Source organism: Mycobacterium sp. 360MFTsu5.1, assembly GCF_000383495.1.
GTDB lineage: Bacteria > Actinomycetota > Actinomycetes > Mycobacteriales > Mycobacteriaceae > Mycobacterium > Mycobacterium mucogenicum_B.
The window spans coordinates 78,379-100,957 of the sequence record NZ_KB911462.1; the positions used below are offsets into that span (position 1 = coordinate 78,379).

Annotated in this window: 23 protein-coding genes; 12 read left to right on the forward strand and 11 right to left on the reverse strand. The window is 68.9% G+C overall.

All coding sequences use genetic code 11. From position 1 onward, the window contains the following. Positions 1-19 precede the first annotated feature (19 nt). A complete protein-coding gene (locus tag H289_RS0100425; RefSeq protein ID WP_020098775.1) occupies positions 20-1,660 on the forward strand; it encodes an FAD-binding dehydrogenase in 1,641 nt (546 codons plus the stop codon). Between the two features lie 5 nt (positions 1,661-1,665). On the opposite strand, the gene H289_RS29390 is transcribed toward H289_RS0100425, so the two are convergent. Both H289_RS29390 and H289_RS0100435 read right to left on the reverse strand, forming a co-directional pair. Then, complete coding sequence (locus H289_RS29390; RefSeq protein ID WP_020098776.1) at positions 1,666-2,259, reverse strand: phosphatase PAP2 family protein; 594 nt, start codon at positions 2,257-2,259, stop codon at positions 1,666-1,668. Between the two features lie 17 nt (positions 2,260-2,276). Beyond that, positions 2,277-2,927, reverse strand: a complete 651-nt coding sequence (locus tag H289_RS0100435) for an MBL fold metallo-hydrolase (protein WP_020098777.1) — start codon at positions 2,925-2,927, stop codon at positions 2,277-2,279. Between the two features lie 111 nt (positions 2,928-3,038). Here H289_RS0100435 and purS point away from each other — a divergent pair, with 111 nt between their 5' ends. Together purS and purQ are read left to right on the forward strand one after the other, a co-directional pair. Further along, the gene (purS, locus tag H289_RS33270; RefSeq protein WP_020098778.1) at positions 3,039-3,278 is read left to right on the forward strand and encodes a phosphoribosylformylglycinamidine synthase subunit PurS; all 240 of its coding nucleotides are present in this window, start codon (positions 3,039-3,041) and stop codon (positions 3,276-3,278) included. Further along, complete coding sequence (gene purQ, locus H289_RS0100445; RefSeq protein WP_020098779.1) at positions 3,275-3,979, forward strand: phosphoribosylformylglycinamidine synthase subunit PurQ; 705 nt, start codon at positions 3,275-3,277, stop codon at positions 3,977-3,979. Before purS ends, purQ begins: the two co-directional genes overlap by 4 nt. Before the next feature lie 220 nt (positions 3,980-4,199). Here purQ and H289_RS0100450 read toward each other — a convergent pair whose 3' ends face one another. Next, positions 4,200-4,997 carry a family 1 encapsulin nanocompartment shell protein gene (locus H289_RS0100450; protein ID WP_020098780.1) on the reverse strand — a complete coding sequence of 266 codons (798 nt, stop codon included), beginning with the start codon at positions 4,995-4,997 and terminating at the stop codon, positions 4,200-4,202. Continuing rightward, positions 4,994-6,010 (reverse strand): Dyp-type peroxidase, encoded by a 1,017-nt coding sequence (locus tag H289_RS0100455; protein WP_029104624.1) that lies wholly within the window; start codon positions 6,008-6,010, stop codon positions 4,994-4,996. Before H289_RS0100455 ends, H289_RS0100450 begins: the two co-directional genes overlap by 4 nt. Positions 6,011-6,061: 51 nt before the next feature. On the opposite strand from H289_RS0100455, the gene H289_RS0100460 reads away from it, so the two are divergent. Both H289_RS0100460 and H289_RS0100465 read left to right on the forward strand, forming a co-directional pair. Further along, positions 6,062-7,321 (forward strand): M18 family aminopeptidase, encoded by a 1,260-nt coding sequence (locus tag H289_RS0100460; RefSeq protein WP_051128362.1) that lies wholly within the window; start codon positions 6,062-6,064, stop codon positions 7,319-7,321. Between the two features lie 14 nt (positions 7,322-7,335). Next, positions 7,336-7,689 (forward strand): VOC family protein, encoded by a 354-nt coding sequence (locus H289_RS0100465; RefSeq protein ID WP_020098783.1) that lies wholly within the window; start codon positions 7,336-7,338, stop codon positions 7,687-7,689. 4 nt (positions 7,690-7,693) lie between these two features. Here H289_RS0100465 and H289_RS32710 read toward each other — a convergent pair whose 3' ends face one another. Continuing rightward, on the reverse strand, positions 7,694-7,864 hold the full coding sequence (locus tag H289_RS32710) for a hypothetical protein (RefSeq protein WP_020098784.1): 171 nt from the start codon (positions 7,862-7,864) through the stop codon (positions 7,694-7,696). 135 nt (positions 7,865-7,999) lie between these two features. Here H289_RS32710 and H289_RS0100475 point away from each other — a divergent pair, with 135 nt between their 5' ends. The 3 genes from H289_RS0100475 (at position 8,000) to H289_RS0100485 (ending at position 11,206) form a co-directional block, all read left to right on the forward strand. Further along, complete coding sequence (locus tag H289_RS0100475; protein WP_020098785.1) at positions 8,000-8,422, forward strand: DoxX family protein; 423 nt, start codon at positions 8,000-8,002, stop codon at positions 8,420-8,422. 51 nt (positions 8,423-8,473) lie between these two features. Beyond that, on the forward strand, positions 8,474-10,762 hold the full coding sequence (gene purL / locus H289_RS29395; protein WP_020098786.1) for a phosphoribosylformylglycinamidine synthase subunit PurL: 2,289 nt from the start codon (positions 8,474-8,476) through the stop codon (positions 10,760-10,762). 63 nt (positions 10,763-10,825) lie between these two features. Continuing rightward, the gene (locus H289_RS0100485; RefSeq protein WP_020098787.1) at positions 10,826-11,206 is read left to right on the forward strand and encodes a sterol carrier family protein; all 381 of its coding nucleotides are present in this window, start codon (positions 10,826-10,828) and stop codon (positions 11,204-11,206) included. 3 nt (positions 11,207-11,209) lie between these two features. On the opposite strand, the gene H289_RS0100490 is transcribed toward H289_RS0100485, so the two are convergent. After that, positions 11,210-12,562, reverse strand: coding sequence for a DoxX family protein (locus H289_RS0100490; RefSeq protein WP_231387940.1), 1,353 nt, complete (start codon positions 12,560-12,562; stop codon positions 11,210-11,212). 207 nt (positions 12,563-12,769) lie between these two features. On the opposite strand from H289_RS0100490, the gene purF reads away from it, so the two are divergent. Both purF and purM read left to right on the forward strand, forming a co-directional pair. Continuing rightward, on the forward strand, positions 12,770-14,302 hold the full coding sequence (purF, locus tag H289_RS0100495; RefSeq protein WP_036419967.1) for an amidophosphoribosyltransferase: 1,533 nt from the start codon (positions 12,770-12,772) through the stop codon (positions 14,300-14,302). Between the two features lie 63 nt (positions 14,303-14,365). Then, positions 14,366-15,448, forward strand: coding sequence for a phosphoribosylformylglycinamidine cyclo-ligase (gene purM / locus H289_RS0100500; protein WP_020098790.1), 1,083 nt, complete (start codon positions 14,366-14,368; stop codon positions 15,446-15,448). Between the two features lie 57 nt (positions 15,449-15,505). Here the strand turns inward: purM and H289_RS0100505 are convergent, their stop codons facing one another. The 5 genes from H289_RS0100505 to H289_RS0100525 all read right to left on the reverse strand — a co-directional run bounded on the left by H289_RS0100505 (position 15,506) and on the right by H289_RS0100525 (position 20,085). Next, positions 15,506-15,721: a DUF3073 domain-containing protein gene (locus H289_RS0100505; RefSeq protein WP_020098791.1), complete on the reverse strand. Its 216-nt coding sequence runs from the start codon at positions 15,719-15,721 to the stop codon at positions 15,506-15,508. A gap of 155 nt (positions 15,722-15,876) precedes the next feature. Further along, positions 15,877-16,986: an alcohol dehydrogenase catalytic domain-containing protein gene (locus H289_RS0100510; protein WP_020098792.1), complete on the reverse strand. Its 1,110-nt coding sequence runs from the start codon at positions 16,984-16,986 to the stop codon at positions 15,877-15,879. Then, complete coding sequence (locus H289_RS0100515) at positions 16,983-18,200, reverse strand: aminotransferase class III-fold pyridoxal phosphate-dependent enzyme (RefSeq protein ID WP_020098793.1); 1,218 nt, start codon at positions 18,198-18,200, stop codon at positions 16,983-16,985. Before H289_RS0100515 ends, H289_RS0100510 begins: the two co-directional genes overlap by 4 nt. Further along, a complete protein-coding gene (locus H289_RS0100520) occupies positions 18,197-19,213 on the reverse strand; it encodes a transketolase family protein (protein WP_020098794.1) in 1,017 nt (338 codons plus the stop codon). Before H289_RS0100520 ends, H289_RS0100515 begins: the two co-directional genes overlap by 4 nt. Next, positions 19,210-20,085 carry a transketolase gene (locus H289_RS0100525; protein ID WP_020098795.1) on the reverse strand — a complete coding sequence of 292 codons (876 nt, stop codon included), beginning with the start codon at positions 20,083-20,085 and terminating at the stop codon, positions 19,210-19,212. The genes H289_RS0100520 and H289_RS0100525 overlap by 4 nt, the downstream gene beginning before the upstream one ends. Before the next feature lie 281 nt (positions 20,086-20,366). Here H289_RS0100525 and H289_RS0100530 point away from each other — a divergent pair, with 281 nt between their 5' ends. Beyond that, a complete protein-coding gene (locus tag H289_RS0100530; RefSeq protein ID WP_036419968.1) occupies positions 20,367-20,891 on the forward strand; it encodes an Lrp/AsnC family transcriptional regulator in 525 nt (174 codons plus the stop codon). 170 nt (positions 20,892-21,061) lie between these two features. Continuing rightward, positions 21,062-22,528 (forward strand): aldehyde dehydrogenase family protein, encoded by a 1,467-nt coding sequence (locus tag H289_RS0100535; protein WP_020098797.1) that lies wholly within the window; start codon positions 21,062-21,064, stop codon positions 22,526-22,528. The last annotated feature ends 51 nt before the right edge of the window (positions 22,529-22,579 follow it).

Consider the following 22,579-nt stretch of genomic DNA (forward strand, 5'->3'; position numbering starts at 1 on the left):
GGGACGCTAGCGTGGCCCCATGGACGCTGACGTCATCGTCGTGGGGGCCGGGCTGGCCGGGCTGGTCGCCGCCGCCGAACTGCTGGAGCGGGGCCGCTCGGTTCTGATCGTCGATCAGGAGAACGAAGCCAATATCGGCGGCCAGGCGTTCTGGTCGTTCGGTGGACTGTTCTTCGTCGACAGCGCCGAACAGCGTCGCGTCGGCATCCGCGACAGCTACGAGCGGGCGCTGGAAGACTGGCTGCGCACAGCGGGATTCGACCGCGACGAGGATCACTGGCCCGAGCAGTGGGCACGGGCCTACGTCGACTTCGCCGCCGGCGAGAAGCGCAGCTGGCTGCGCGAACGCGGCCTGCAGACGTTCGCGTTGGTCGGCTGGGCCGAACGCGGTGGCTGGGACGGCAAGGGGCCGGGCAACTCCGTGCCGCGCTTCCACATCACCTGGGGTACCGGTCCTGCACTGGTCGACATCTTCGCCCGCCGGGTCGTCGGCCACCCCAAAGTGCGCTTCGCGCACCGGCATCGGGTCGACGAACTCATTGTCGATGGCGGCGCCGTCACCGGCGTGCGCGGCGCGGTGCTGGAACCGTCTGCCACCGCCCGTGGCGAGGCGTCGTCGCGTAACACTGTGGGGGAGTTCGAGTTCCGCGCGCAGGCGGTGATCGTCGCCAGTGGCGGCATCGGCGGCAACCACGACCTGGTACGCCAGAACTGGCCCAAGCGCATGGGCCGGGTGCCCGGCCAGCTGCTGTCCGGCGTGCCCGCGCACGTCGACGGCCGCATGCTCGGCATCAGCCAGGCCGCCGGTGCCAGTGTCATCAACAACGACCGGATGTGGCACTACACCGAGGGCATCACCAACTACGACCCGATCTGGCCGCTGCACGGCATCCGCATCCTGCCCGGGCCGTCGTCGCTGTGGCTGGACGCCACCGGCAAGCGGCTGCCCGACCCGCTGTACCCGGGCTACGACACCCTGGGCACGCTGGAGTACATCTGCCAAACCGGTTACGACTACACGTGGTTCGTGCTCGACCAGAGCATCATCGCCAAGGAGTTCGGGCTGTCCGGCCAGGAGCAGAACCCCGACCTCACCGGCAAGAATCTGCGGGAAGTGCTGGGGCGCAGCCGGGGTGGCGGTCCCGCTCCGGTCCGCGCGTTCGTCGACAAAGGCGTGGACTTCGTGTCGGCGAACACATTGCGCGACTTGGTTTCTGCCATGAACAAGGTGCCCGACGTCGAACCGCTGGACTACGCGACCGTCGAGGCCGAGGTCGCCGCCCGCGACAAGGAGATGACGAGCAAGCTCACGAGCGACGGTCAGACCGTCGCCTACCGGGCCGCGCGCTCCTACCTGCCGGACCGGTTGGCCCGCATCGCCGGACCGCACAAACTGACCGACCCCAAGGCCGGGCCGATGATCGCCGTCAAACTGCACATCCTGACCCGAAAGTCGTTGGGCGGCTTGCACACCGATCTGGACTCCCGGGTGCTCACGCCGGAGGGTGCGGTGCTCGACGGGCTGTACGCGGCCGGCGAGGCGGCCGGTTTCGGCGGCGGCGGCGTGCACGGCTACCGGGCGCTGGAAGGCACGTTCCTGGGTGGCTGCATATTCTCCGGCCGCGCCGCCGGACGCGCCGCGGCCCGCGCCGTCGGCTGAGCTTCCTACCTGCGTGCGGGCGACCGCACGCGGTCGGCGCCCTTGGCGCGCGGGGAGCGGTGTAATACCTGCGGGCCGGCGGCCAGGATCGCCAGGCACACCATCGACGTGGCGTAGAGCGCGCCGCCGATGATGTCGGTGAAGTAGTGGAAGTCGTTGCTGGCCATGCCGATAGAGGGGATGGCGGCGCCGATCGTGGCGATCGTGACGCTCCACACGTGAACGCCGATCCCGAGCACCAGCATGGCCGCAACGGTGATCGCCACGGTGGTGTGACCGCTGGGATACGCCAGATTCTCGCCGTACCAGGGCCGGCCGAACAGCACCTTGAGCACCTTGGCGCCGATGATCGAGATGACCGGGCACAACGCGGCGACGGTGGCCAGCCGCCACTCGCGTCGCCACATTGGGATGGCGACCGCCAGCACGTAGAGCGGCACCAGCACCTTGACGCGGTTCAGCAGCAGCATCCAGTACGGGTGGTCACCGAGCAGCGCGCGCGACGTCTGCATGAACCAGTGATCCACGGCCGAGTCCCCCGACCGGACGACGATGCCCAGCGCGATCATCGCGGTGAACCCGACCAGCGGCCACCACATCAAGAACCGTCGCGTGTTCAGAACCGCATCTCCTGCTCGGGAGTGAGCACCCGGAAGTCGGTGTCGGTCATCTCGTCGAGCCGGCCGTAGTAGATGCCCTTGGCCTGTTCGGCGACGACGCCCTGGTGGATCGGCACCGCGTGCTGCGGCGCGACGGCCCGCAGGAAGTCGACGGCCTCGGCGATCTTCATCCACGGCGCGGCGGCCGGTGCCGCCAGCACCTCGACCGGCTCATCCGGCACGAACAGCGCGTCGCCCGGATGCATCAGGCGGGCAGCGTGACCAGCATCACCGACCAGGTACGAGATGTTGTCGATGATCGGAATCTCCGGGTGGATCACCGCGTGCTTGCCGCCCGCGCCACGCACCGTCAGGTGACCGATCGACAGCGTGTCGCCGACGTGCACCGCCTGCCACGCGCCACCCAGCTGCGCCGCGGTCATGGGGTCGGCATACAGCTTGGCCTGCGGATTCGCCTCGACGAGGGCCGGCAGCCGGGCCGGATCGGCGTGGTCGGGGTGCTGATGGGTGATCAGGATGGCGTCCAGTCCCGTGATGGCCTCGAAGCCGTGCGAGAAGTTGCCCGGGTCGAACAGGACCGTCGCCTGTGCGTCGCCGTCGGTGAATCGGGCCAACAGGCAGGAATGTCCGAAGTGCGTCAGCTCCATCAGTCCATTGTGCGGGCATCGCGGCGTACAAGGGCGCCGGTAGAGTACAGATGTCTTCCCGTCGCTACGCTCGCCTCGGCAGAGCAATCCGACCCGAACAAAGGAGCGCGCGTGGCCCGCGTCGTTGTGCACGTGATGCCCAAGGCCGAAATCCTGGACCCGCAAGGCCAGGCGATTGTGGGAGCGCTGGGGCGCCTCGGGATCACCGGGGTGTCCGACGTCCGCCAGGGCAAGCGGTTCGAGCTCGAGGTCGACGACACCGTGTCCGACGAGACGCTGGAGCACGTCGCCGAGACGCTGCTGGCCAACACCGTCATCGAGGACTTCTCGGTGCACCGGGAGAACGCATGACCACCGCTGGGGCGAGCGCAGCGACGGGAAATTCGCGAGTCGGTGTCATCACCTTCCCCGGCACGCTCGACGACGTCGACGCGGCACGGGCGGTCCGGGCCGTCGGCGGCGAGGCCGTCAGCCTCTGGCACGCCGATCCCGACCTCAAGGGCGTCGACGCCGTCATCGTCCCCGGCGGCTTCTCCTATGGCGACTACCTGCGCTGCGGCGCCATCGCCAAGTTCGCGCCCGTCATGACCTCGGTCGTCGAAGCGGCCGGCAAGGGCATGCCCGTGCTGGGCATCTGCAACGGCTTCCAGGTGTTGTGCGAGGCCGGGCTGCTGCCGGGCGCGCTGACCCGCAACGAGGGTCTGCACTTCATCTGCCGCGACGTGTGGCTCGAGGTCACCGCGACGTCGACCGCGTGGAGCAGCCGCTACGAACCCGGCGCCGACATCCTGATCCCGCTCAAGTCGGGTGAGGGACGGTACGTCGCGTCGGAGAGCGTGCTCGACGAGCTCGAAGGTGAAGGCCGCGTGGTCTTCCGCTACCGCGACAACATGAACGGCTCGATGCGCTCGATCGCCGGGATCAGCTCGGCCAACGGCCGCGTCGTCGGCCTGATGCCGCACCCCGAGCACGCCACCGAGGCCCTCACCGGCCCGTCGGACGACGGACTCGGCATCTTCTTCTCAGCGCTCGACGCGGTCCTGAGCGCCTGACGCCCTTCTGCTTGCCAGCGAGGGTGCATACAGATCGCGAAAATCGCACGCGAGACGCGCTGGGCGCACCCTCGTTGGCGTGGCCGACGCAGCTGCGCCCAGGCTTCAGCGTCAACTCGATTTGAGCATCCCGACCCGTTGACCCTGACCTGAGGGCGCACCTCACTCGAACAAGTGCGCCCTGGGTACAGGATCAATGCGGTGGTGAACAACCGATGCGTCAGCTGTCGAGCGCGACCGACGCCTCGGCGGTGTAGCAGAGGAACGTCAGCGTCTCCTGCAGGTACAACTGCACCGTCTCGGCATCGTGCGACAGGTAGCCGATGGTCACGTCGGTGCCCAGCTGCAGATCGAAATCGCCTCCGCGCGTGGACAATACGAACGCGCCGTCGATGGCGGGCGCCCAGATGATCTCACCGTCGACCAGACGGTTGAGGTGCTCCAGCAGCGGGTAGCCGTGCTCGGTGGTCTCGCTGACCTTGGTGTAGGCCTCCGCCGACAGCAGCACCGAGTACGGCCCGTCCACACCGGCGAGCCGCAGCTCCGACAGCGCCTGCGAGATGACGTCCGGGTAGCCGCGGGGGTCGCTCGGCAGCGCCAGCGCCGGGTTGGAGCTGGCGGCCCGGATGCCCTCGATCTGCGCGGCGGGGTAGCCCTCGAAGATCGCCCGGTCCTCCGAGAACGCCAGCTTCTTGGCGGCTTCCTTCACCGGATCCCAGTCGGAGTCCTGCGCGCCGCGCTCGACGTCGTCGATGGCCGTGCGCGTCACCGTGAACGGCACCCGCAGCCGCACCAGCGGCCGGGCTTCCCGAAGATGCGCCACCACACCGTCGGCGGGTGACGTGACATCGACGAGGTGGCCGGTGCTGACCGCGGCCGTCTTGGGTCCACCCGGTTCACTCACGTCGACGACGCGGCGGCCGGCGATGTGCCGCTTGAACGTCCGCGCGGCTTCCTCCTCGATCTGCGCCCACGCGGCGGCGGTGACGGGAGCGAGATCGCGGTACAGGTTGTTCATTGCGGTTGACCTTTCAGACTGCCGATGGACAGGGTGCCGGGGGACGTGGGTTGGGCTTCGGGTTCGGCCGGTGGCGCGGCGGGCAGGGGCGGCGGGGCATCGAGGAAATCGACTGTGGGAGTGAAGAACAACACTCCGGTGACCGCGGTGGAGAAATCCAGGATGCGATCGGTGTTGCCCGGCGGATCGCCGATGAACATATTGCGCAGCATGCGTTCGGTGACGGCCGGGTCGGCCGAGTACGCGATGTAGTACGTGCCGAATTCCCCTGAGCCGACGCGGCCGAACGGCATGTTGGCCCGCACGATCTGCAGCTGGTTGCCGTCGTCGTCCTCGATGACGTTGAGGGCCAGGTGTGAGTTGGGCGGCTTGACGTCGTCGGCCATCTCGATGTCCTCGAGCTTGCTGCGGCCGATCACCCGCTCCTGCTCGGTGACACTGAGTGATTCCCACGACGCCATGTCGTGCAGGTACTTCTGCACGTGAACGTAACTGCCACCGGCGAATCCGGGATCGTCGTCGCCGACCAGCGCCGCGACCACGGCGTCCGGACCGTCCGGGTTCTCGGTGCCGTCGACGAAGCCCAGCAGGTCGCGGTTCTCGAAGAACTTGAATCCGTGGACCTCGTCGACCACCTTCACCGCGCCGTCGAGCGATTTCAGGATCTGGCTGGCCAGCTCGAAACACACGTCCATGGCGTTGGCCCGGATGTGGAACAGCAGATCGCCCGGGGTCGACGGCGCGTGGTGACGCGCACCCTGCAATTCGGGGAACGGATGCAGGCCGGCCGGGCGCGGCCCGCTGAACAAGCGATCCCAGGCGTCCGAGCTGATGCCGGTCACCAGGCTCAGACGGCTTGCGGGCGTGCGGAATCCAACTGCCCGAACGAGTCCGGACAGCCCGGTGAGCGCATCGTGCACTTCGGGCTCGGCGCCCTCATCGATGGTGGCGATGAGAAAGATGGCAGCAGATGTCAACGTGGTGAGAACGGGCTGAGGCCGTGCGGGACACACGAACTCGACCCTAGCGGCAACCGCAACGGATTTCCGGGTGATGATGGCCTCATGACCGGAGCTACTGCCGCGGGCCTCTGCGGGTTCATCGACGCGTCGCCCTCGCCGTTCCATGTGTGCGCGACGGTGGCCGCGCGGCTGACCGCCGCCGGCTTCACCGAACTCGCCGAGACCGACGCCTGGCCCGGCTCTCCGGGCAACTACTTCACGGTGCGGGCCGGCTCGCTTGTCGCCTGGCGCAGCACCGACGAGCCACTGCCCTTCCGCATCGTCGGCGGCCACACCGACAGCCCCAACCTGCGGGTCAAGCAGCACCCAGACCGGTTCGTCAGCGGCTGGCAGGTGGTGGCGCTCGAGCCTTACGGCGGTGCGTGGCTGAACTCCTGGCTGGATCGCGACCTCGGGATCAGCGGCCGGCTCTCGGTGCGGCGCGGCAACAGCGTCGAGGACGTCCTGGTCCGGATCGACGACCCGATCCTGCGGGTGCCGCAGCTGGCCATCCACCTGTCCGACGACCGCAAGGGCGTCAGCCTCGACCCGCAGCGGCACGTCAACGCGGTGTGGGGCGTCGGGACCGGCACCCGTGAGTTCGTGGCGTTCGTCGCCGAGCACGCGGGTGTCGACGGTGCCGACGTCCTGGCCGCCGACCTGATGACGCACGACCTGACGCCGTCCCGGCTGATCGGCGCCGACGGCGAGCTCGTCAGCGCACCCCGGCTCGACAACCAGGGCACCTGCTACGCCGGGCTGGAGGCGTTCCTGGCCGCTCCGGCTGCCGACTACGTTCCGGTGCTGGCGCTGTTCGACCACGAAGAGGTCGGCTCGACGTCCGACCATGGCGCGCAGTCCGATCTGCTGCCGACGGTGCTGGAGCGCATCGTGCTGGCGGCCGGTGGGACGCGCGAGGACCTGCTGCGCCGGCTGGCCGGGTCGATGGTGGCCTCGGGCGACATGGCGCACGCCACCCACCCGAACTACCCGGAGCGGCACGAGCCCGGGCACCTCATCGAGGTCAACGCCGGGCCGGTGCTCAAGGTCCAGCCCAACCTGCGGTACGCCACCGACGGCCGGACCGCCGCGGCGTTCGCATTGGCCTGCGCGCAGGCCGGGGTACCGCTGCAGCGGTATGAGCACCGCGCCGACCTGCCGTGCGGATCGACCATCGGCCCGATGACCGCCGCGCGCACCGGCATCCCGACCGTCGACGTCGGCGCCGCGCAGCTGGCCATGCACTCGGCGCGCGAGGTGATGGGCGCGCTCGACGTGCCGGCCTACGCCGCGGCGCTGCAGGCGTTCCTGTCACCGGCCTGACCTACAGTCTGGCCATGGCACTCAAAGTGGAGATGGTCACATTCGACTGCACCGACGCGCAGGCCCTCGCCGACTGGTGGGCCGCGCAATTCGGCGGCAAGGTGCACACCCTGATGCCGGGGGAGTTCTTCGTCGTCAACTTCCCGGAGGGTCCGAACCTGGGCTTCCAGCAGGTCGACGACCCGACGCCCGGCAAGAACCGGCTGCACCTGGACTTCCACCTGGAAGGCGACATCGAGCCCGAGCTCGAACGCCTCAAAGCCGCGGGCGCGACGGAAACCGAGCGGCACGCCTTCGGCGAAGTGGCCCGATGGGTGGTGCTGGCCGACCCGGAAGGCAACGCGTTCTGTATCGCGGGCGCGGCCTGACGAGCTAGGGGCCGGCCTGCTCGACCAGTTCGACGCCGGTGGACACCACCGGCTCCGACGCGGCATGCCACGCCTTCGACGCGACGACGATCGCGCCGGCACAGATACACACCAGGGCCGCGATCACGGCAAACACCGCGATCGCACCACGGTTGAGTCCAATGTGAAGTCTCATCCGGCCACGCTAAAACCGCGGGATGAGGCCCCGATTGGTCCTACCTAGCAGCCCGCTATGAGGGCTGCCCGATGAGTTCCCGCGCCCGCGCAAGTCGACTTAGTGTTGAACCAACGACCGCGAACGGAGTCCGCCATGGCCGACGCCAAGGATGTATCGAACCCCCGGGCCGCATGGGCCGGCCGCACCGCATCACAGAAGGCCGGCCTGGCGCTGAGCGCCTTCCTCCTGCTGTTCCTGCTGGCCGATGCCATCCCGAAGATCCTCGGGGTGGAATTCGCGCGCACCGCGACCGAGGGACTCGGCTTCCCGCCCTACCAGACGTACGTCATCGGGTGGGTGCTGCTGGCGTGCATCGTCGTGTGGGTGATTCCCCGCACGGCCGTGCTGGGCTCGGTCGGGCTGACGGCCTACCTCGGCGGCGCCGTGACCATCGACATGCACCACGAGGCGTGGTTCCCGGTGGTCTTCGCGGTGGCCTTCGGCCTGCTGATCTGGGGCGCGCTCATCCTGCGGCGGCCGGCGCTGCTCAAGGTGCTGGTCAGCGGCGACGAGTAGCCGGCGCTCGCCGTGGCGGGCGGGCCAGGTCGGCAACGGTAGACTCTCTGCGTGACGTCCTCGGTCGATACCGTCAATAACGCGACTACCACGCCCGATCAGCCGCAGCCGTATCGCGAGCTCGGCCTCAAGGATGACGAGTACCAGCGCATCCGCGAGATCCTCGGCCGCCGGCCCACCGACGCCGAGCTGGCCATGTACTCGGTGATGTGGAGCGAGCACTGCTCGTACAAGTCCTCCAAGGTGCATCTGCGCTACTTCGGTGAGACCACCACCGACGAGATGCGCGCCGGCATGCTGGCCGGCATCGGCGAGAACGCCGGCGTCGTCGACATCGGTGACGGCTGGGCCGTCACCTTCAAGGTCGAATCGCACAATCACCCGTCGTACGTCGAGCCGTACCAGGGCGCGGCCACCGGCGTCGGCGGCATCGTCCGCGACATCATGGCCATGGGTGCCCGCCCGGTCGCCGTCATGGACCAGCTGCGCTTCGGCGCGGCCGACGCGCCCGACACCCGCCGCGTGCTCGACGGTGTCGTCCGCGGTGTCGGCGGCTACGGCAACTCGCTGGGCCTGCCGAACATCGGCGGCGAGACCATCTTCGACCCGTCCTACGCCGGCAACCCGCTCGTGAACGCCCTCTGCGTGGGCGCCCTGCGCGTCGAGGACCTGCACCTGGCCTTCGCGTCCGGCACCGGCAACAAGATCATCCTGTTCGGCGCCCGCACGGGCCTCGACGGCATCGGCGGCGTCTCGGTGCTGGCCTCGGACACCTTCTCCGGCGATGAGTCCGGCGCCGGCCGCAAGAAGCTGCCGAGCGTTCAGGTCGGCGACCCGTTCACCGAGAAGGTGCTCATCGAGTGCTGTCTCGAGCTGTACGCCGCGCACCTCGTGGTCGGCATCCAGGACCTCGGCGGCGCCGGATTGTCCTGCGCCACTTCGGAACTGGCATCGGCCGGTGACGGTGGCATGCACATCGACCTGGACAAGGTGCCGCTGCGCGCGACGGGCATGACCCCGGCCGAGGTGCTCTCCAGCGAGTCGCAGGAGCGCATGTGCGCCGTCGTGACGCCGGAGAACGTCGACGCCTTCATGGCCGTCTGCCGCAAGTGGGACGTGCTGGCCACCGTCATCGGTGAGGTCACCGACGGCGACCGGCTGAAGATCAGCTGGCACGGCGAGACCGTCGTCGACGTGCCGCCGCGCACCGTCGCCCACGAGGGCCCGGTCTACAACCGGCCCGTCCAGCGCCCCGACACCCAGGACGCGCTGATCGCCGACACCTCTGCCACGCTGCCCCGGCCCAAGACCGGCGACGAGCTGCGCGCCACCCTGCTGCAGCTGCTCGGCAGCCCGCACCTGTGCAGCCGGGCCTTCATCACCGAGCAGTACGACCGCTACGTCCGCGGCAACACCGTCCTGGCCGAGCACGCCGACGGTGGCGTCCTGCGCATCGACGAGGCCACCGGCCGCGGCATCGCGGTGTCGACCGACGCGTCGGGCCGCTACACGCAGCTGGACCCGTACACCGGTGCGCAGCTGGCGCTGGCCGAGGCCTACCGCAACGTCGCCGTCACCGGCGCGACGCCGGTCGCCGTCACCAACTGCCTCAACTTCGGCTCGCCGGAGGATCCGGGCGTCATGTGGCAGTTCTCGCAGGCCGTGCGCGGCCTCGCGGACGGCTGTGCGGCCCTTGGCATTCCGGTCACCGGCGGCAACGTCAGCTTCTACAACCAGACCGGCTCGACGGCGATCCTGCCGACGCCGGTGGTCGGCGTGCTCGGCGTCATCGACGACGTGCACCGCCGCATCCCGACCGGCATCGGCCTGGAGCCGGGCGAGACGCTGATCCTGCTGGGCGACACCTACGACGAGTTCGACGGTTCGGTCTGGGCCCAGGTCACCGCCGACCATCTCGGTGGCGTGCCGCCGCGGGTGGACCTGGCCCGCGAGCAGCTGCTGTCCGAGGTGCTGACCGCCGGTTCGCGCGACGGACTGATCTCGGCCGCCCACGACCTGTCCGAGGGCGGGCTCATCCAGGCCGTCGTCGAGGCGGCCCTGGCCGGCGAAACCGGTTGCCGCGTCCTGCTTCCCGAGGATTCGGACCCGTTCGTGCAGCTGTTCTCCGAGTCGTCGGGCCGTGTCCTTGTCGCGGTGCCGCGCACCGAGGAGAGCCGCTTCATGGCGATGTGCGAGGCCCGCGAACTGCCGGCCGTCCGCATCGGTGTGGTGGATCCGGGCAGCGACTCGGTGGAGGTGCAGGGTCAGTTCAGCGTCACGCTGGACGAACTGCGCACAACCTCCGAGAGCGTGCTGCCCGCCCTGTTCTCCCATGAGTGATTTGTGCACGAAAATCCGCGCCCACCGCGGAAAATCGTGCACAAATCGCTGAGATGGTGACCCGTGGCCGGGCGTAAGGCGCCCGACCCGGCGGCGACGCGCGCGGCGGTGTTGCTGGTGGCCGACTGGCTGCGGGACGAGCAGACCGAGACGCCGCCGCGCGCCGCGATCGCCGAGGCCGTCCGGCTGACGGCCCGCACGCTGGCGGCCGTCGCACCGGGCGCCAGCGTCGAGGTCCGCGTCCCGCCATTCGTTGCGGTGCAGTGCATTTCGGGCCTCAGTCACACCCGCGGTAATCCGCCCAACGTGGTGGAGACGGACCCGCGCACCTGGCTGCGGCTGGCCACTGGGCTGTTGTCGCTCGACGACGCGGCGGGCGCCATCGAGATGTCCGGGTCACGGGCGCGGGAGATCGGCCCGTGGCTGCCACTGGTCGACCTGTAGCGCTCACTTGAAGAACGGGTATTCCTGCACCCAGTGAAAACCCCTGTTGCGCAAGGTGAATTGATCGAGGTCGACCTGATCGAGGGCGATCTGAACCGGGCGGCCGTGCAGCGTGCCGGTCAGTTGCAGCTGCCGGTCCGACGGCCGTGACACCTTCAGCTCGGCCAGTGCCGCGCCGCCGGGTTCGGACACCGTGATGGTGTCGGACTTGACGGTGGCCGGGGCGTCGACCAGTTCGCCGTTCATCCGCTGGTACGTCAGCGCGCCGTCCGTCTCGAAAACGACGCGTTGCCAACGGGTTTGATCCGTCGTCAGCGGCGGCACCGGCTTGCCGTCCACGCTGAACTCCCGGACCGACCAGATGCCGTACAGCTCGGGCTTGGCCTTGCCGCCGCCGTAGGCGTGCCACGCCTGCCAGCTCGCGAAGACGCATCCGACCAGCACCCAGAGACCCAGCACGGCCTGCGCGGTGGCCGCTCTGCGATTGGCCCGCTCAGAGCTGAACAGCGGGGGTTGGCTGACCGGCTCCGACGGGCGCTGCAGGACGAAGAGGTCCGTCAGCCGGCGCAGCTGCGGGGCGAGCAGCACCAGGCTCATCAACAGCAGATGGCCGGAGAGGATCTTGACCGGCACGTCGAACGTCATGTTCAACAGGAACACCTGGGCCATGCTGGCCAGCCCGAGCAGCGTCCCCAGCGTCGCGGTGCGGGGCAGGAACATCAGCAATCCGGCCAGCACCTCGACGGCGCCGAGTGTCATCTCGTACGGATGCGAGCTGCCCACCTGCAACCACAGCACCGAGGCCGGACTGAAGTCGCCGAACGACCGCAGCAGCGCGGACGGCGGCGGCGACGGCATCTGGGTGGGCACCAGTTTGGCGAACCCGTAGAACAGCATCTGGCCGGCGACGCACAAGCGCACGAACGTCAGGAACCACGCCGACAGTCGCGCGTAGTCGGGCCGCCGGCGGTCCAGCAGCGTCCACACCGCGGTCCCGACGGCCGCGACGACCGCCAGGGTGAACACCATCACCCACACCACGGTCTGGTCGCCACTGCCCGAGTCCTGGTGCAGCACCGCGTCGACGCCGAACACCTCGCGGCCGACCCACTGCAGCGGCGGGCCCAGCACGGTCATCTGCCACATCACCGCGAGCTTCGGTAGGAACTCGCCCACGATCCCGAAGAAGGCAAAAGTGATCTGCGCGAACAACACACAGAACAGGCCGAAGTACAGAAAGCAGAATCTGAATGCGATCTTCGTCACGCTCGACCATGGCCGGGTCGCGTCGGCGGTGACGGGATCGAGGACGGGAGTATCAGGGCTCTCTGATAATTGACTGGCCACGAAACCCATATAAACAGCCGGACTGAAGTGGGCTGATGAGACGGTGTGAGGCCGTGCGCGAAGTCGTCCGCGGCGCGGGAGTCGAGCCCGAAACAGGCCCGACGCGTGCGCCTCCGGTGGGCGACGCGCCGACAGGCAGAAGATTCGATTCCGTTTCCCGCCCGGCTGGACCGTAGACTCATTCCTGTCACCAACCGCCTCCCCGGGAGCAGCCCTATCGTGACCGAACAGACCGAGAACGAGCCACGCGAGGAATGCGGCGTATTCGGGGTCTGGGCCCCTGGCGAGGACGTGGCAAAGCTCACGTACTACGGCCTTTATGCGCTGCAGCACAGAGGGCAGGAAGCGGCAGGCATCGCCGTCGCCGACGGATCTCAAATCCTGGTGTTCAAGGACCTCGGCCTGGTCAGTCAGGTGTTCGACGAGCAGACCCTGGCCGCCATGCACGGCCACGTCGCCGTCGGGCACTGCCGCTACTCGACCACCGGCTCCACGACGTGGGAGAACGCGCAGCCGGTGTTCCGCAACACCGCCGCCGGCACCGGCGTCGCACTCGGCCACAACGGCAACCTGGTCAACACCGCCGAACTGGCGGCCCGGGCCCGCGAAGACGGCCTGATCAACGCGCGTGGCCATGTCGCCGCCACCACCGACTCCGACATCCTGGGCGCCCTGCTGGCGCACGGCGCCGCCGACTCGAGCCTGGAACAGTCCGCGCTGGAACTGCTGCCGCAGGTTCGCGGCGCGTTCTGCCTGACCTTCATGGACGAGAACACCCTCTACGCCGCGCGTGACCCGCACGGCGTCCGTCCGCTGTCCCTGGGCCGGCTGGACCGCGGCTGGGTCGTCGCCTCCGAGACCGCCGCACTGGACATCGTCGGCGCCTCGTTCGTCCGCGACATCGAGCCCGGTGAGCTGCTGGCCATCGACGCCGACGGTGTGCGCTCCACCCGGTTCGCCAACCCCGAGCCCAAGAGCTGCGTCTTCGAATACGTCTACCTGGCCCGTCCGGACAGCACCATCGCCGGCCGTTCGGTCCACGCCGCGCGCGTCGACATCGGCCGCCGGCTGGCCCAGGAGAAGCCCGTCGACGCCGACCTGGTCATCGGGGTGCCCGAATCGGGCGTGCCCGCGGCCGTCGGCTACGCGCAGGGCTCGGGTATCCCGTTCGGTCAGGGCCTCATGAAGAACGCCTACGTCGGGCGCACCTTCATCCAGCCGTCGCAGACCATCCGTCAGCTCGGCATCCGGCTCAAGCTCAACCCGCTGAAGGAAGTCATCCGCGGCAAGCGGCTGATCGTCGTCGACGACTCGATCGTCCGCGGCAACACCCAGCGCGCCCTGGTCCGCATGCTGCGGGAGGCCGGCGCCGTCGAGGTGCACGTGCGCATCGCGTCGCCGCCGGTGAAGTGGCCGTGTTTCTACGGCATCGACTTCGCCACCCCCGCCGAGCTGATCGCCAACGCCAAGAGCACCGAGGCCAGCGAGGACGAGATGCTCGAGGCGGTCCGGCACGCGATCGGCGCCGACTCGCTCGGCTACATCAGCCGGCAGGGCATGATCGCCGCCACCGAACAGCCCGCTTCCCGACTGTGCGCGGCCTGCTTCGACGGCAACTACCCGATCGAACTGCCAGGTGAAGCTGCCCTCGGCAAGAACGTCGTCGAGCACATGCTGGCGTCGGCGGCCCGCACCGGCCTGCCGCTGACCGCCGACAACGACAACGCCTCAGCCCTGCGCCGCCCCTGACCCGGCCGCCCTGGATGGGCGCGACGTGCATCCGCGAGGGTGCGACCGGTAGCCTTGGGGCCGATGACTAGCCAGGATGAGCGAGCTGAATCGATTGGCGCCTCCTACGCTTCGGCGGGGGTTGACATCGAGGCAGGCGATCGCGCCGTCGAATTGTTCAAGCCCCACGCCAAGAAGGCCACCCGCCCCGAGGTGCGAGGCGGCCTCGGAGGTTTTGCCGGGCTGTTCGGCCTGAAAGCCGGGTACCGCGAGCCACTGCTGGCTTCGTCGACCGATGGTGTGGGCACCAAGCTCGCCGTGGCGCAGGCCATGGACAAGCACGACACCGTCGGCATCGACCTCGTCGCGATGGTCGTGGACGACCTCGTGGTGTGTGGCGCCGAGCCGCTGTTCCTGCAGGACTACATCGCCGTGGGCCGCACCGTGCCCGAGCGGGTGGCCGAGATCGTCTCGGGCATCGCCGAGGGCTGTGTGCAGGCCGGCTGTGCGCTGCTGGGCGGTGAGACCGCCGAGCACCCGGGCCTGATGGAGCCCGACCACTACGACATCTCCGCGACGGGCGTCGGCGTCGTCGAGGCCGACGACCTGCTGGGCCCCGAGAACGTCCGCCCCGGCGACGTGATCATCGCCATGGCCGCCACCGGCTTGCACTCCAACGGTTACTCGCTGGCCCGCAAGGTGCTGCTCGAGATCGACCGTATGAGCCTGTCGGGCCACGTCGAGGAGTTCGGCCGCACGCTCGGTGAAGAACTGCTGGAGCCGACGCGCATCTACGCCAAGGACTGCCTGGCGCTGGCCGCCGAGACCCAGGTCCGCACCTTCTGCCACGTCACCGGTGGTGGGCTGGCCGGAAACCTGGAACGTGTGATCCCGCACGGCCTGACCGCCGAGATGGACCGCGGTACGTGGACGCCGGCACCGGTGTTCCAGATGATCGCCCAGCGCGGCCGCGTGGAGCGTGCCGAAATGGAGAAGACGTTCAATATGGGTGTCGGCATGGTCGCCGTCGTCGCGCCGGAGGACACCGACCGCGCGCTGGCGATTCTGACGGCCCGGCACCTGGACTGCTGGACTCTGGGCACCGTCAACAAGGGTGGCAAGAGCAGCGTTCGCGCCGAGTTGGTGGGCCAGCACCCGCGCTTCTGACCTCAGGTCGCGCGCGGGGCTGGGCCGGCGGCCCTGGATCAGGGCCGCTCGTGGGGTCTAGTGACGCCAGTCGTCTTCGGGCACGGCCCAGCGACCGGCAGGCTCGTCGTCCGAGTCGTCGTCGCCCAGGTCGTCATCGAAGGCACTTGTGCTGTAACCAACGGAGTCGTTCGAGAGCTCTCGTTGCAGCCGACCGAAATCGGTCTGCGGTGAGCTGTACTTAAGGTCTCGAGCAACCTTGGTCTGCTTCGCCTTTGCTCGGCCGCGGCCCATGGGGGACCCCCTCGCGCAATAACGGAGCGGCCCGATGTGCAGGCGGCTCCGATCTGAGTGTGTTTATTGTCCTGCCGCTAGCTTACCGTGCCCGGCGGTCTCATGCTGGCAGGCCACCCTCACCGGGCGTCTGGAGGGCGAATCGGCCGAATCGGTCAGTCCTGGCCGAACAGGATGACCTGACGGATGGCCTGGCCGTCGGCCAGCCGATCCATCGCCTCGTTGATCTGATCGAGCCGAATCCGCGCGGAAATGAGCTTCTCCACCGGCAGCTTCCCCTCCCGCCACAGCTGTGCGTACCGCGGGATGTCGCGGGCCGGTATCGACGAGCCCAGATAACTGCCGACGACCGTCCTGGCCTCGGCGGTGACTGTCAGTGGCGAGATGGCGGCCAGCGCCGCCGCGGCCGGCAGGCCGACCGTGATGGTGCTGCCGCCCGGCTGCGTCGCGCCGAAGGCCGTCTCGAACGCGCGGGGATGCCCGGCGCACTCGATGACGTGACGGGCCTTGATGCCGAGTTCAGCGACCTGAGCTGCGGTGTAGGTCTCGGTCGCGCCCAGCGCGGCGGCCTGGCCGAGCTTGTCCTCGGCGGTGTCGGCCGCGATGACCCGCTCGACCTGCAACGCCCGCGCGGTGATGACGGCTGCCATGCCGACGCCGCCGAGCCCGACGACCAGCACGCTGTCGGTCGGCGCGGGCTTGGCGACGTTGAGGACCGCGCCGCCCCCGGTGAGGACGGCGCAGCCGAGCATCGCGGCGACGTCGGGCGGGATATCCGACCCGACGGGCACGACGGAGGCCCGGTCGACGACGGCGTGGGTGGCGAAACCGGACACGCCGAGATGGTGATGCACCGGCCGGCCGGCCGCGCTCAGGCGGCGGCCGGCCAGCAGGGTGCCCGCGGCGTTCGCCGCTGACCCGGTCGGGCACGGCAGACGGCCGCCTTCGGCGCAGTCGGGGCACTCGCCGCAGCGGGGGAGGAACGACATCACGACGCGCTGCCCGGGACGGATGTCGCCGACGGCGTCACCGGCGCCGACGACGACACCGGCGGCCTCGTGCCCCAAGAGCATCGGCAGCGGGCGGGGCCGGTTGCCGTCGACGACGCTGAGGTCCGAGTGGCACACGCCGGCCACCTCGATCTGGACCAGCAGCTCGGTCGGGCCGGGATCCGCCAGCTCCAGCTCACCGACGGTGATCGGCCGCGACCGCGCGTACGGCCGGGCCCGCCCGGACTCCTCGAGGACCGCCCCGGTGATCTTCATCGCCGGGCCAATGCCGCGAAGGCGTCGTCGGTGCGGTCGAGCGCGTCGTCGATGTCCGCGGTCGTGTGGGCCGCGCTGAGGAACCAGTTGTGGTGCGGGTGCAGGTAGACGCCACGGGCGCCGGCCTCGTCGCACCACAGTCGGGTCTGGCTGAAGTCGTCGTCACCGGCGAACCGCAGCAGCGGCATCTGCACCGGCCCCGTCTGCACGACCTCGAACCCGTGCGCGCGGGCCTGGGCGGCGAGCCCGTCGCGCAGGCGTTGGCCGGAGTCGAACATGCGCTGCATCGCGTCGGTGTCGCGCAGTTCCCGGATGGTCGCCAGCGCGGCCGCCATCGACACCGCGGAGTACCAGAAGGATCCCGTGGCGTAGATGCTGCCGGCCGCTTCTCTCAACCTGTCGGTGCCCGTAACCGCAGCCAGCGCATAGCCGTTGGCGATGGCCTTGGACCACGCCGACAGATCGGGGCGCACGCCCAGCGGTTCCCAACTCCCCGCCAGGTCCAGCCGGAAGCCGCAACGGACGTCGTCGAGGATCAGCGCGGCGCCGGCGCGGTCGCACAGCTCGCGTAACCCCTTGGCGAACAACGGATCGGCCAGCTCCTGATCGCGGAACACGTCGTGCCGGAACGGGCAGACGATGACGGCGGCCAGATCGTCGCCGGCGCGGTCGACGGCGGCGCGCAGGGAATCGAGGTCGTTGTACTCGAAGTAGTCGAGATGCGCCCGATCCTCCCGGGTCACCCCCGCCGTCACGGGGGTGCACCACGGCACCGCACCGTGATACGCGCCGTGGGCGATGAGCACCTTGCGCCGCCCGGTCGCCGCGCGCGCGATCGTCACGCACGCGGTGGTGGCGTCGGTGCCGTTCTTGGCGAGCATCGCCCAGTCGGCGTGGGCGACGGTGTCGACGAGCAGTTCGGCCAGTTCCACCATCACCGGAGCCGCGCCGTTGAGGCAGTCACCCTTGGCGATCTGCTCCGAAACTGCTTGCTGCACAGCAGGATTGCGGTGGCCCAGGACGACCGGGCCCCAGCCGCACATGAAATCCAGGTACGTGTTGCCGTCGGTGTCGGTGATGCGGCAGCCGTCGCCCGAGGCCATGTACTGCGGCAGCGTGGCCGAGAACGACCGCGTGTTCATGTGCCCGTACATGCCGCCGGGGACGACGAGCCGGGCCCGTTTGGTCAGGGCGGTGTCGTTGTGGTCGATCATCGCAACAGCTCCCGGGCCACCGCCGCAACACCGGGCGCGTCCAGCCGGTACTTGGCGTACAGCGCCGCCGGGGGACCGACGGGGATGTATTCGTCGGGCACACCGTGTTTGGCGAACCGCACGGCGGGCGCGCCGTTCAGGAACAGCGCTTCGGCGACCGCGGATCCCAGTCCATTGGTGACGTTGTGTTCCTCGACGGTGAGGATGGCGCCGGTCTCGTGCGCGGCGGCGAGTACCTCGTCGATGTCGAGCGGCGCGACGGTGTGCATGTCGACGACGCGGGTCCTGATGCCGTCGTCCGCCAGGATCGCCGCGGCCTCCAGTGCCGGGTGGACCTCGCTGCCGGTGGCGATGATGGTCAGGTCGTGGCCGTCGCGCAGCCGGATGGCCTTGCCGAAGGTGAGGTCGGGCACCGTCGGGTAGACCTCGGGGTCACGGCCGCGGCCCAGCCGGATGTACATCGCGCCCGGGTGGTCGACCGACGCCCGCAGGATCGCGCGCAGGTGGTTGGCGTCGGTCGCGCAGACGACGGTCAGCTCGGCAAAAGTGCGCAGCACGCCAAGGTCTTCCAGCGCGTGGTGGCTGGTGCCGTAGAACCCCATCGACATGCCCGAGTGGTGCCCGACGATCCGCACGGGCATCCGCGGGTACGCGCAGTCGGTGCGGATCTGCTCGGCACACAGCAGCGCCGAGAACGACGCGAACGTCGCGGCGAACGGCACGTAGCCGCACGAGGCCATACCGGCCGCGGACGTGATCATGCCCTTCTCGGCGATGCCCATGTTGAAGAACCGGTTGGGATGGCGCGCCGAGAAATCGGTGGCCCGGTTGGCGCTCGCCAGATCGGCCGTCAGCACGACGACGCGCGGATCGTGGTCGGCCAGGTCGGCCAGTTCCTCACCGAACACGAACGCGGGGATCGAACTGACGTCGCTGCCGTCGAACGATCGCTTGTCGCGCAGTTCGGTGGCACCGCCGCCGAAAATCTCTGCCTGGTCCTGGGTTTCGGTCATTTCGCTGCCTCCAGCGGACGCAGGCCGGCCTGCAGTTCCGCGATCACGTCGTCGTAGTCGGCGCCGACGAGGTTGCCGACGTGCCAATCGGGGTTGTATTCCATGAGCTGCACGCCGCGGCCCTTGACCGTGTCGGCAACGATGAGTTGTGGTGGGCCGTCGGGTTTGTCGGGCAGGGCGCCGAACAAATCCAGCAGCGCGGCGGGGTCGTGCCCGTCGACGCGGTGGGTCTGCCAGCCGAACGCGGCGAAGCGGTCTTCGATGGGCTCGACGCTCATCACGTCATCGGTGAAGCCGTCGATGCACAACTGATTGCGGTCGACTATGGCGACCAGCTTTCCGAGGCGGTAGTGCCCCGCGGCGTTGGCGGCCTCCCAGATCTGGCCCTCGTGCAGCTCGCCGTCGCCCAGCATGCAGAACGTGCGGTACGGGCGGCCGCCGACCCGTCCGGCGAAGGCCATACCGACGGAGATGGACAGGCCGTGGCCGAGTGAGCCCGAGCTGAAATCGATACCCGGGATCTTCTTCATGTCGGGGTGGTCGCCGAACGAGCTGCCCAGGCGCGTGTAGTCGTCGAGCGCCGACGGCGGGAAGAAGCCGACATCGGCCAGCACGGGGTACAGGCCGATGGCGGCGTGGCCCTTGCTGAGGACGAAGCGGTCACGGTCGGCCCATTTCGGTTCTGCCGGGCGGTATTTCAGGACCGAGTAGTACAGCGTCGCGAACAGTTCGGCGGCCGAGAAGGACGACGTGTAGTGGCCGGCGCCGGCGATCCGGGACAGTCGCACGGTCTCGAGCCGGATGAACTTCGCCCGGTCGACGACTTGCTCCAGTGCGGCCGCCCGGCCGGGCGTTCCCGTTGGTGGAATCATCTGCTGCTCCCTTGCAGTGGGTGGTGCCGACCGGGGCGTGCCAAAGGTGATGTGGCGCAACGGGTATGGCGCTGATCGCAGTTTCGGCTGTGGTCGGCCTCACGCTATGGTGGGAGATCTTTCGAGGTACAAGGTGCGGAACCGAAGTTCGTTCGGAAACTCAGGCGAACAAGACACATTTTTCGGTCATGGTCCGTATTGTCCGAGTTGCGCCGAAGGATGTGCTGCCCGAACGCGGATGTGGACGCCGCGGATCCAGGCTGTGGGACGAGGAGGTTCAGATGCAACGGTATGAGGACGACCGGGTCGGAGAGGTCAAGACCGACGAGATCGACGAGTTGTTGCTCTGGGAGCTGACCACCAACGGGCGGCGCACCAACAACGAGTTGGCCCGCAAGGCGGGGATCGCGCCGTCGACCTGCCATGCCCGGATCAAGCGGCTCGAGCAGCTCGGTGTGATCCGCTCGATAAACGCCTTCGTGGACTACGAGGCCCTCGGATTCCCGGTGCAGGCAATCGTTTTCGTGCGGCTGCCGGCGTCGGCGCGTGATCAGGTCAAGAGCTACGCCAGCCGCGTGATCCGGTTTCCCCAGGTGCTCAACGTGTTTCACATGGGCGGGCCGGACGACTTCCTGATTCACGTGGCCTGCACGTCGACCAGTCAGCTGCGCGACTTCGTCGCGACCAAGCTCAGTTCCGGGCCCGTCGCGGCCACGACCACCAGCATCATGTTCGACCACTACATCGGGGTCCAGCACATGGAATACGTCAGCGGTTACGACGAGATGCGTCGGCCGATCCGGTAAATACCGAAGAAATTTCGGCGGGCACCAGCTTCGGCCGGGCTTGTTTCGAAGATCATCGAAACTTCCGGACCACCTGGCGCACGATGTTCGGAATCTTCCCGGGGCACGAAATGTGGTCTGCATCATAGGCAGCGTCTTGCCGCCATGGCCCGCCCGAGAGGAATTCGACGATGACCGCAGCAACGGAACTGCTCGCCAAACACCGGATGTCGATCGGTGGTCAGGCGCGCGACAGCGCCTCCGGTGAGGTCATCGAGATCCGCGACAAGTTCGACGGCCACCTCATCGGCACCGTGCCGGCGGGCACGATCGCCGACGCGCAGGACGCCCTCGACGCGGCCGTGGCAGGTGCCGAAACCTGGTCGGCAACACCGGCTTTCCGTCGCGCCGCCATCCTCAAGACCGCCGCGGCGCAGATCCGGGCCGACCGCGCGCAACTGAGCGCGATGCTGTCGGCGGAGAACGGCAAGACCATCGCCGACGCGAGGCTGGAGATCGACACCACCGCCCGCATCTTCGACGGCTTCGCCGAGGAGTCCCTGCGGCTGTTCGGGCAGACCATCCCGCTCGACATTCAGGACGGGCTGCAATCGGACCTCATGCTCACGGTGCGTGAGCCGCTCGGCGTCATGGTGGGCATCGTCCCGTTCAACTTCCCGGCCGAGCTGTACGCGCACAAGGTGGGCGCCGCGCTCGCCGCGGGCAACGCCATGATCGTCAAGCCGCCGGAGGACGACCCGATCGTGACGGTGATGCTCACCGAGATCCTGCACCGGGCCGGAGTGCCCGGCGCTGCACTGCAATTGGTCACCGGCTATGGCCATGTCGTCGGCGCGCACCTGGCCGGCAGCCCCGACATCGCGGCGGTCACGTTCACCGGCAGCACGGCGGTGGGCGCCGTCATCGCCGCCGCCGCGGGCCGCAACGTCGTGCGCGTCTTCCTCGAACTCAGCGGCAACGACGCCTTCATCGTCTGCGACGATGCCGACCTGGACACGGCCGTCGACCATGCCGTCGCGGGGCGCACCTACGCCAACGGACAGGTGTGCGTGGCCACCAAGCGCATCATGGTCGTCCAGTCCCGCTATCAGGAGTTCGTGGACCGCCTGCGCGAGCGGGTCGCGGCGCTACGGGTCGGCGATCAGCGCGGCGAAACCACCGATGTCGGTCCGCTCATCAGCGTCGAGGCGGCCCGGACCGTCGAACGGCAGATCCACGAGGCCGTCGAGCAGGGCGCGCGCGTGCTGGTCGGTGGCACGCGGCGCGGCGCCTTAATCGACCCCACGCTGCTGGAGATCGACACGCGCGTCGGCATCGCCACCGACGAAGAAATCTTCGGGCCGGTCTTCTCGGTGCTCGCCGTCGACAACCTCGACGAGGCGATCGAACTCGCCAACGCCTCCCAATTCGGGCTCAATGCAGCGGTTTTCACCAACGACGTCACACAGGCCATCCGCGCCGGCCGGCGCATCAAGGCCGGCATCGTCTCGGTCAACGGCGGCAACACCTACCGGCCCGACGTGGCCGCGTTCGGCGGCTACAAGAAGAGCGGCCTGGGGCGTGAAGGGATCGCCTACACGCTCGACGAATTCACCCAGATCAAGAGCATCGTGCTGCGGGGCGTGCTCGCCGACTGACCCCGCCCGACCACCCCGCCGTTCCTGGGTTCCCGGAATTCACCCCGACAG

What these genes read in the sequence shown, in the direction of transcription:
- H289_RS0100425 (WP_020098775.1), top strand. Translation starts at nt 20, where the DNA reads ATGGACGCTGACGTCATCGTCGTGGGGGCCGGGCTGGCCGGGCTGGTC.
- H289_RS29390 (WP_020098776.1), bottom strand. Translation starts at nt 2,259, where the DNA reads ATGTGGTGGCCGCTGGTCGGGTTCACCGCGATGATCGCGCTGGGCATC.
- H289_RS0100435 (WP_020098777.1), bottom strand. Translation starts at nt 2,927, where the DNA reads ATGGAGCTGACGCACTTCGGACATTCCTGCCTGTTGGCCCGATTCACC.
- purQ (WP_020098779.1), top strand. Translation starts at nt 3,275, where the DNA reads ATGACCACCGCTGGGGCGAGCGCAGCGACGGGAAATTCGCGAGTCGGT.
- H289_RS0100450 (WP_020098780.1), bottom strand. Translation starts at nt 4,997, where the DNA reads ATGAACAACCTGTACCGCGATCTCGCTCCCGTCACCGCCGCCGCGTGG.
- H289_RS0100460 (WP_051128362.1), top strand. Translation starts at nt 6,062, where the DNA reads ATGACCGGAGCTACTGCCGCGGGCCTCTGCGGGTTCATCGACGCGTCG.
- H289_RS0100465 (WP_020098783.1), top strand. Translation starts at nt 7,336, where the DNA reads ATGGCACTCAAAGTGGAGATGGTCACATTCGACTGCACCGACGCGCAG.
- H289_RS32710 (WP_020098784.1), bottom strand. Translation starts at nt 7,864, where the DNA reads ATGAGACTTCACATTGGACTCAACCGTGGTGCGATCGCGGTGTTTGCC.
- H289_RS0100475 (WP_020098785.1), top strand. Translation starts at nt 8,000, where the DNA reads ATGGCCGACGCCAAGGATGTATCGAACCCCCGGGCCGCATGGGCCGGC.
- H289_RS0100490 (WP_231387940.1), bottom strand. Translation starts at nt 12,562, where the DNA reads ATGGGTTTCGTGGCCAGTCAATTATCAGAGAGCCCTGATACTCCCGTC.
- purM (WP_020098790.1), top strand. Translation starts at nt 14,366, where the DNA reads ATGACTAGCCAGGATGAGCGAGCTGAATCGATTGGCGCCTCCTACGCT.
- H289_RS0100505 (WP_020098791.1), bottom strand. Translation starts at nt 15,721, where the DNA reads ATGGGCCGCGGCCGAGCAAAGGCGAAGCAGACCAAGGTTGCTCGAGAC.
- H289_RS0100510 (WP_020098792.1), bottom strand. Translation starts at nt 16,986, where the DNA reads ATGAAGATCACCGGGGCGGTCCTCGAGGAGTCCGGGCGGGCCCGGCCG.
- H289_RS0100515 (WP_020098793.1), bottom strand. Translation starts at nt 18,200, where the DNA reads ATGATCGACCACAACGACACCGCCCTGACCAAACGGGCCCGGCTCGTC.
- H289_RS0100520 (WP_020098794.1), bottom strand. Translation starts at nt 19,213, where the DNA reads ATGACCGAAACCCAGGACCAGGCAGAGATTTTCGGCGGCGGTGCCACC.
- H289_RS0100525 (WP_020098795.1), bottom strand. Translation starts at nt 20,085, where the DNA reads ATGATTCCACCAACGGGAACGCCCGGCCGGGCGGCCGCACTGGAGCAA.
- H289_RS0100530 (WP_036419968.1), top strand. Translation starts at nt 20,367, where the DNA reads ATGCAACGGTATGAGGACGACCGGGTCGGAGAGGTCAAGACCGACGAG.
- H289_RS0100535 (WP_020098797.1), top strand. Translation starts at nt 21,062, where the DNA reads ATGACCGCAGCAACGGAACTGCTCGCCAAACACCGGATGTCGATCGGT.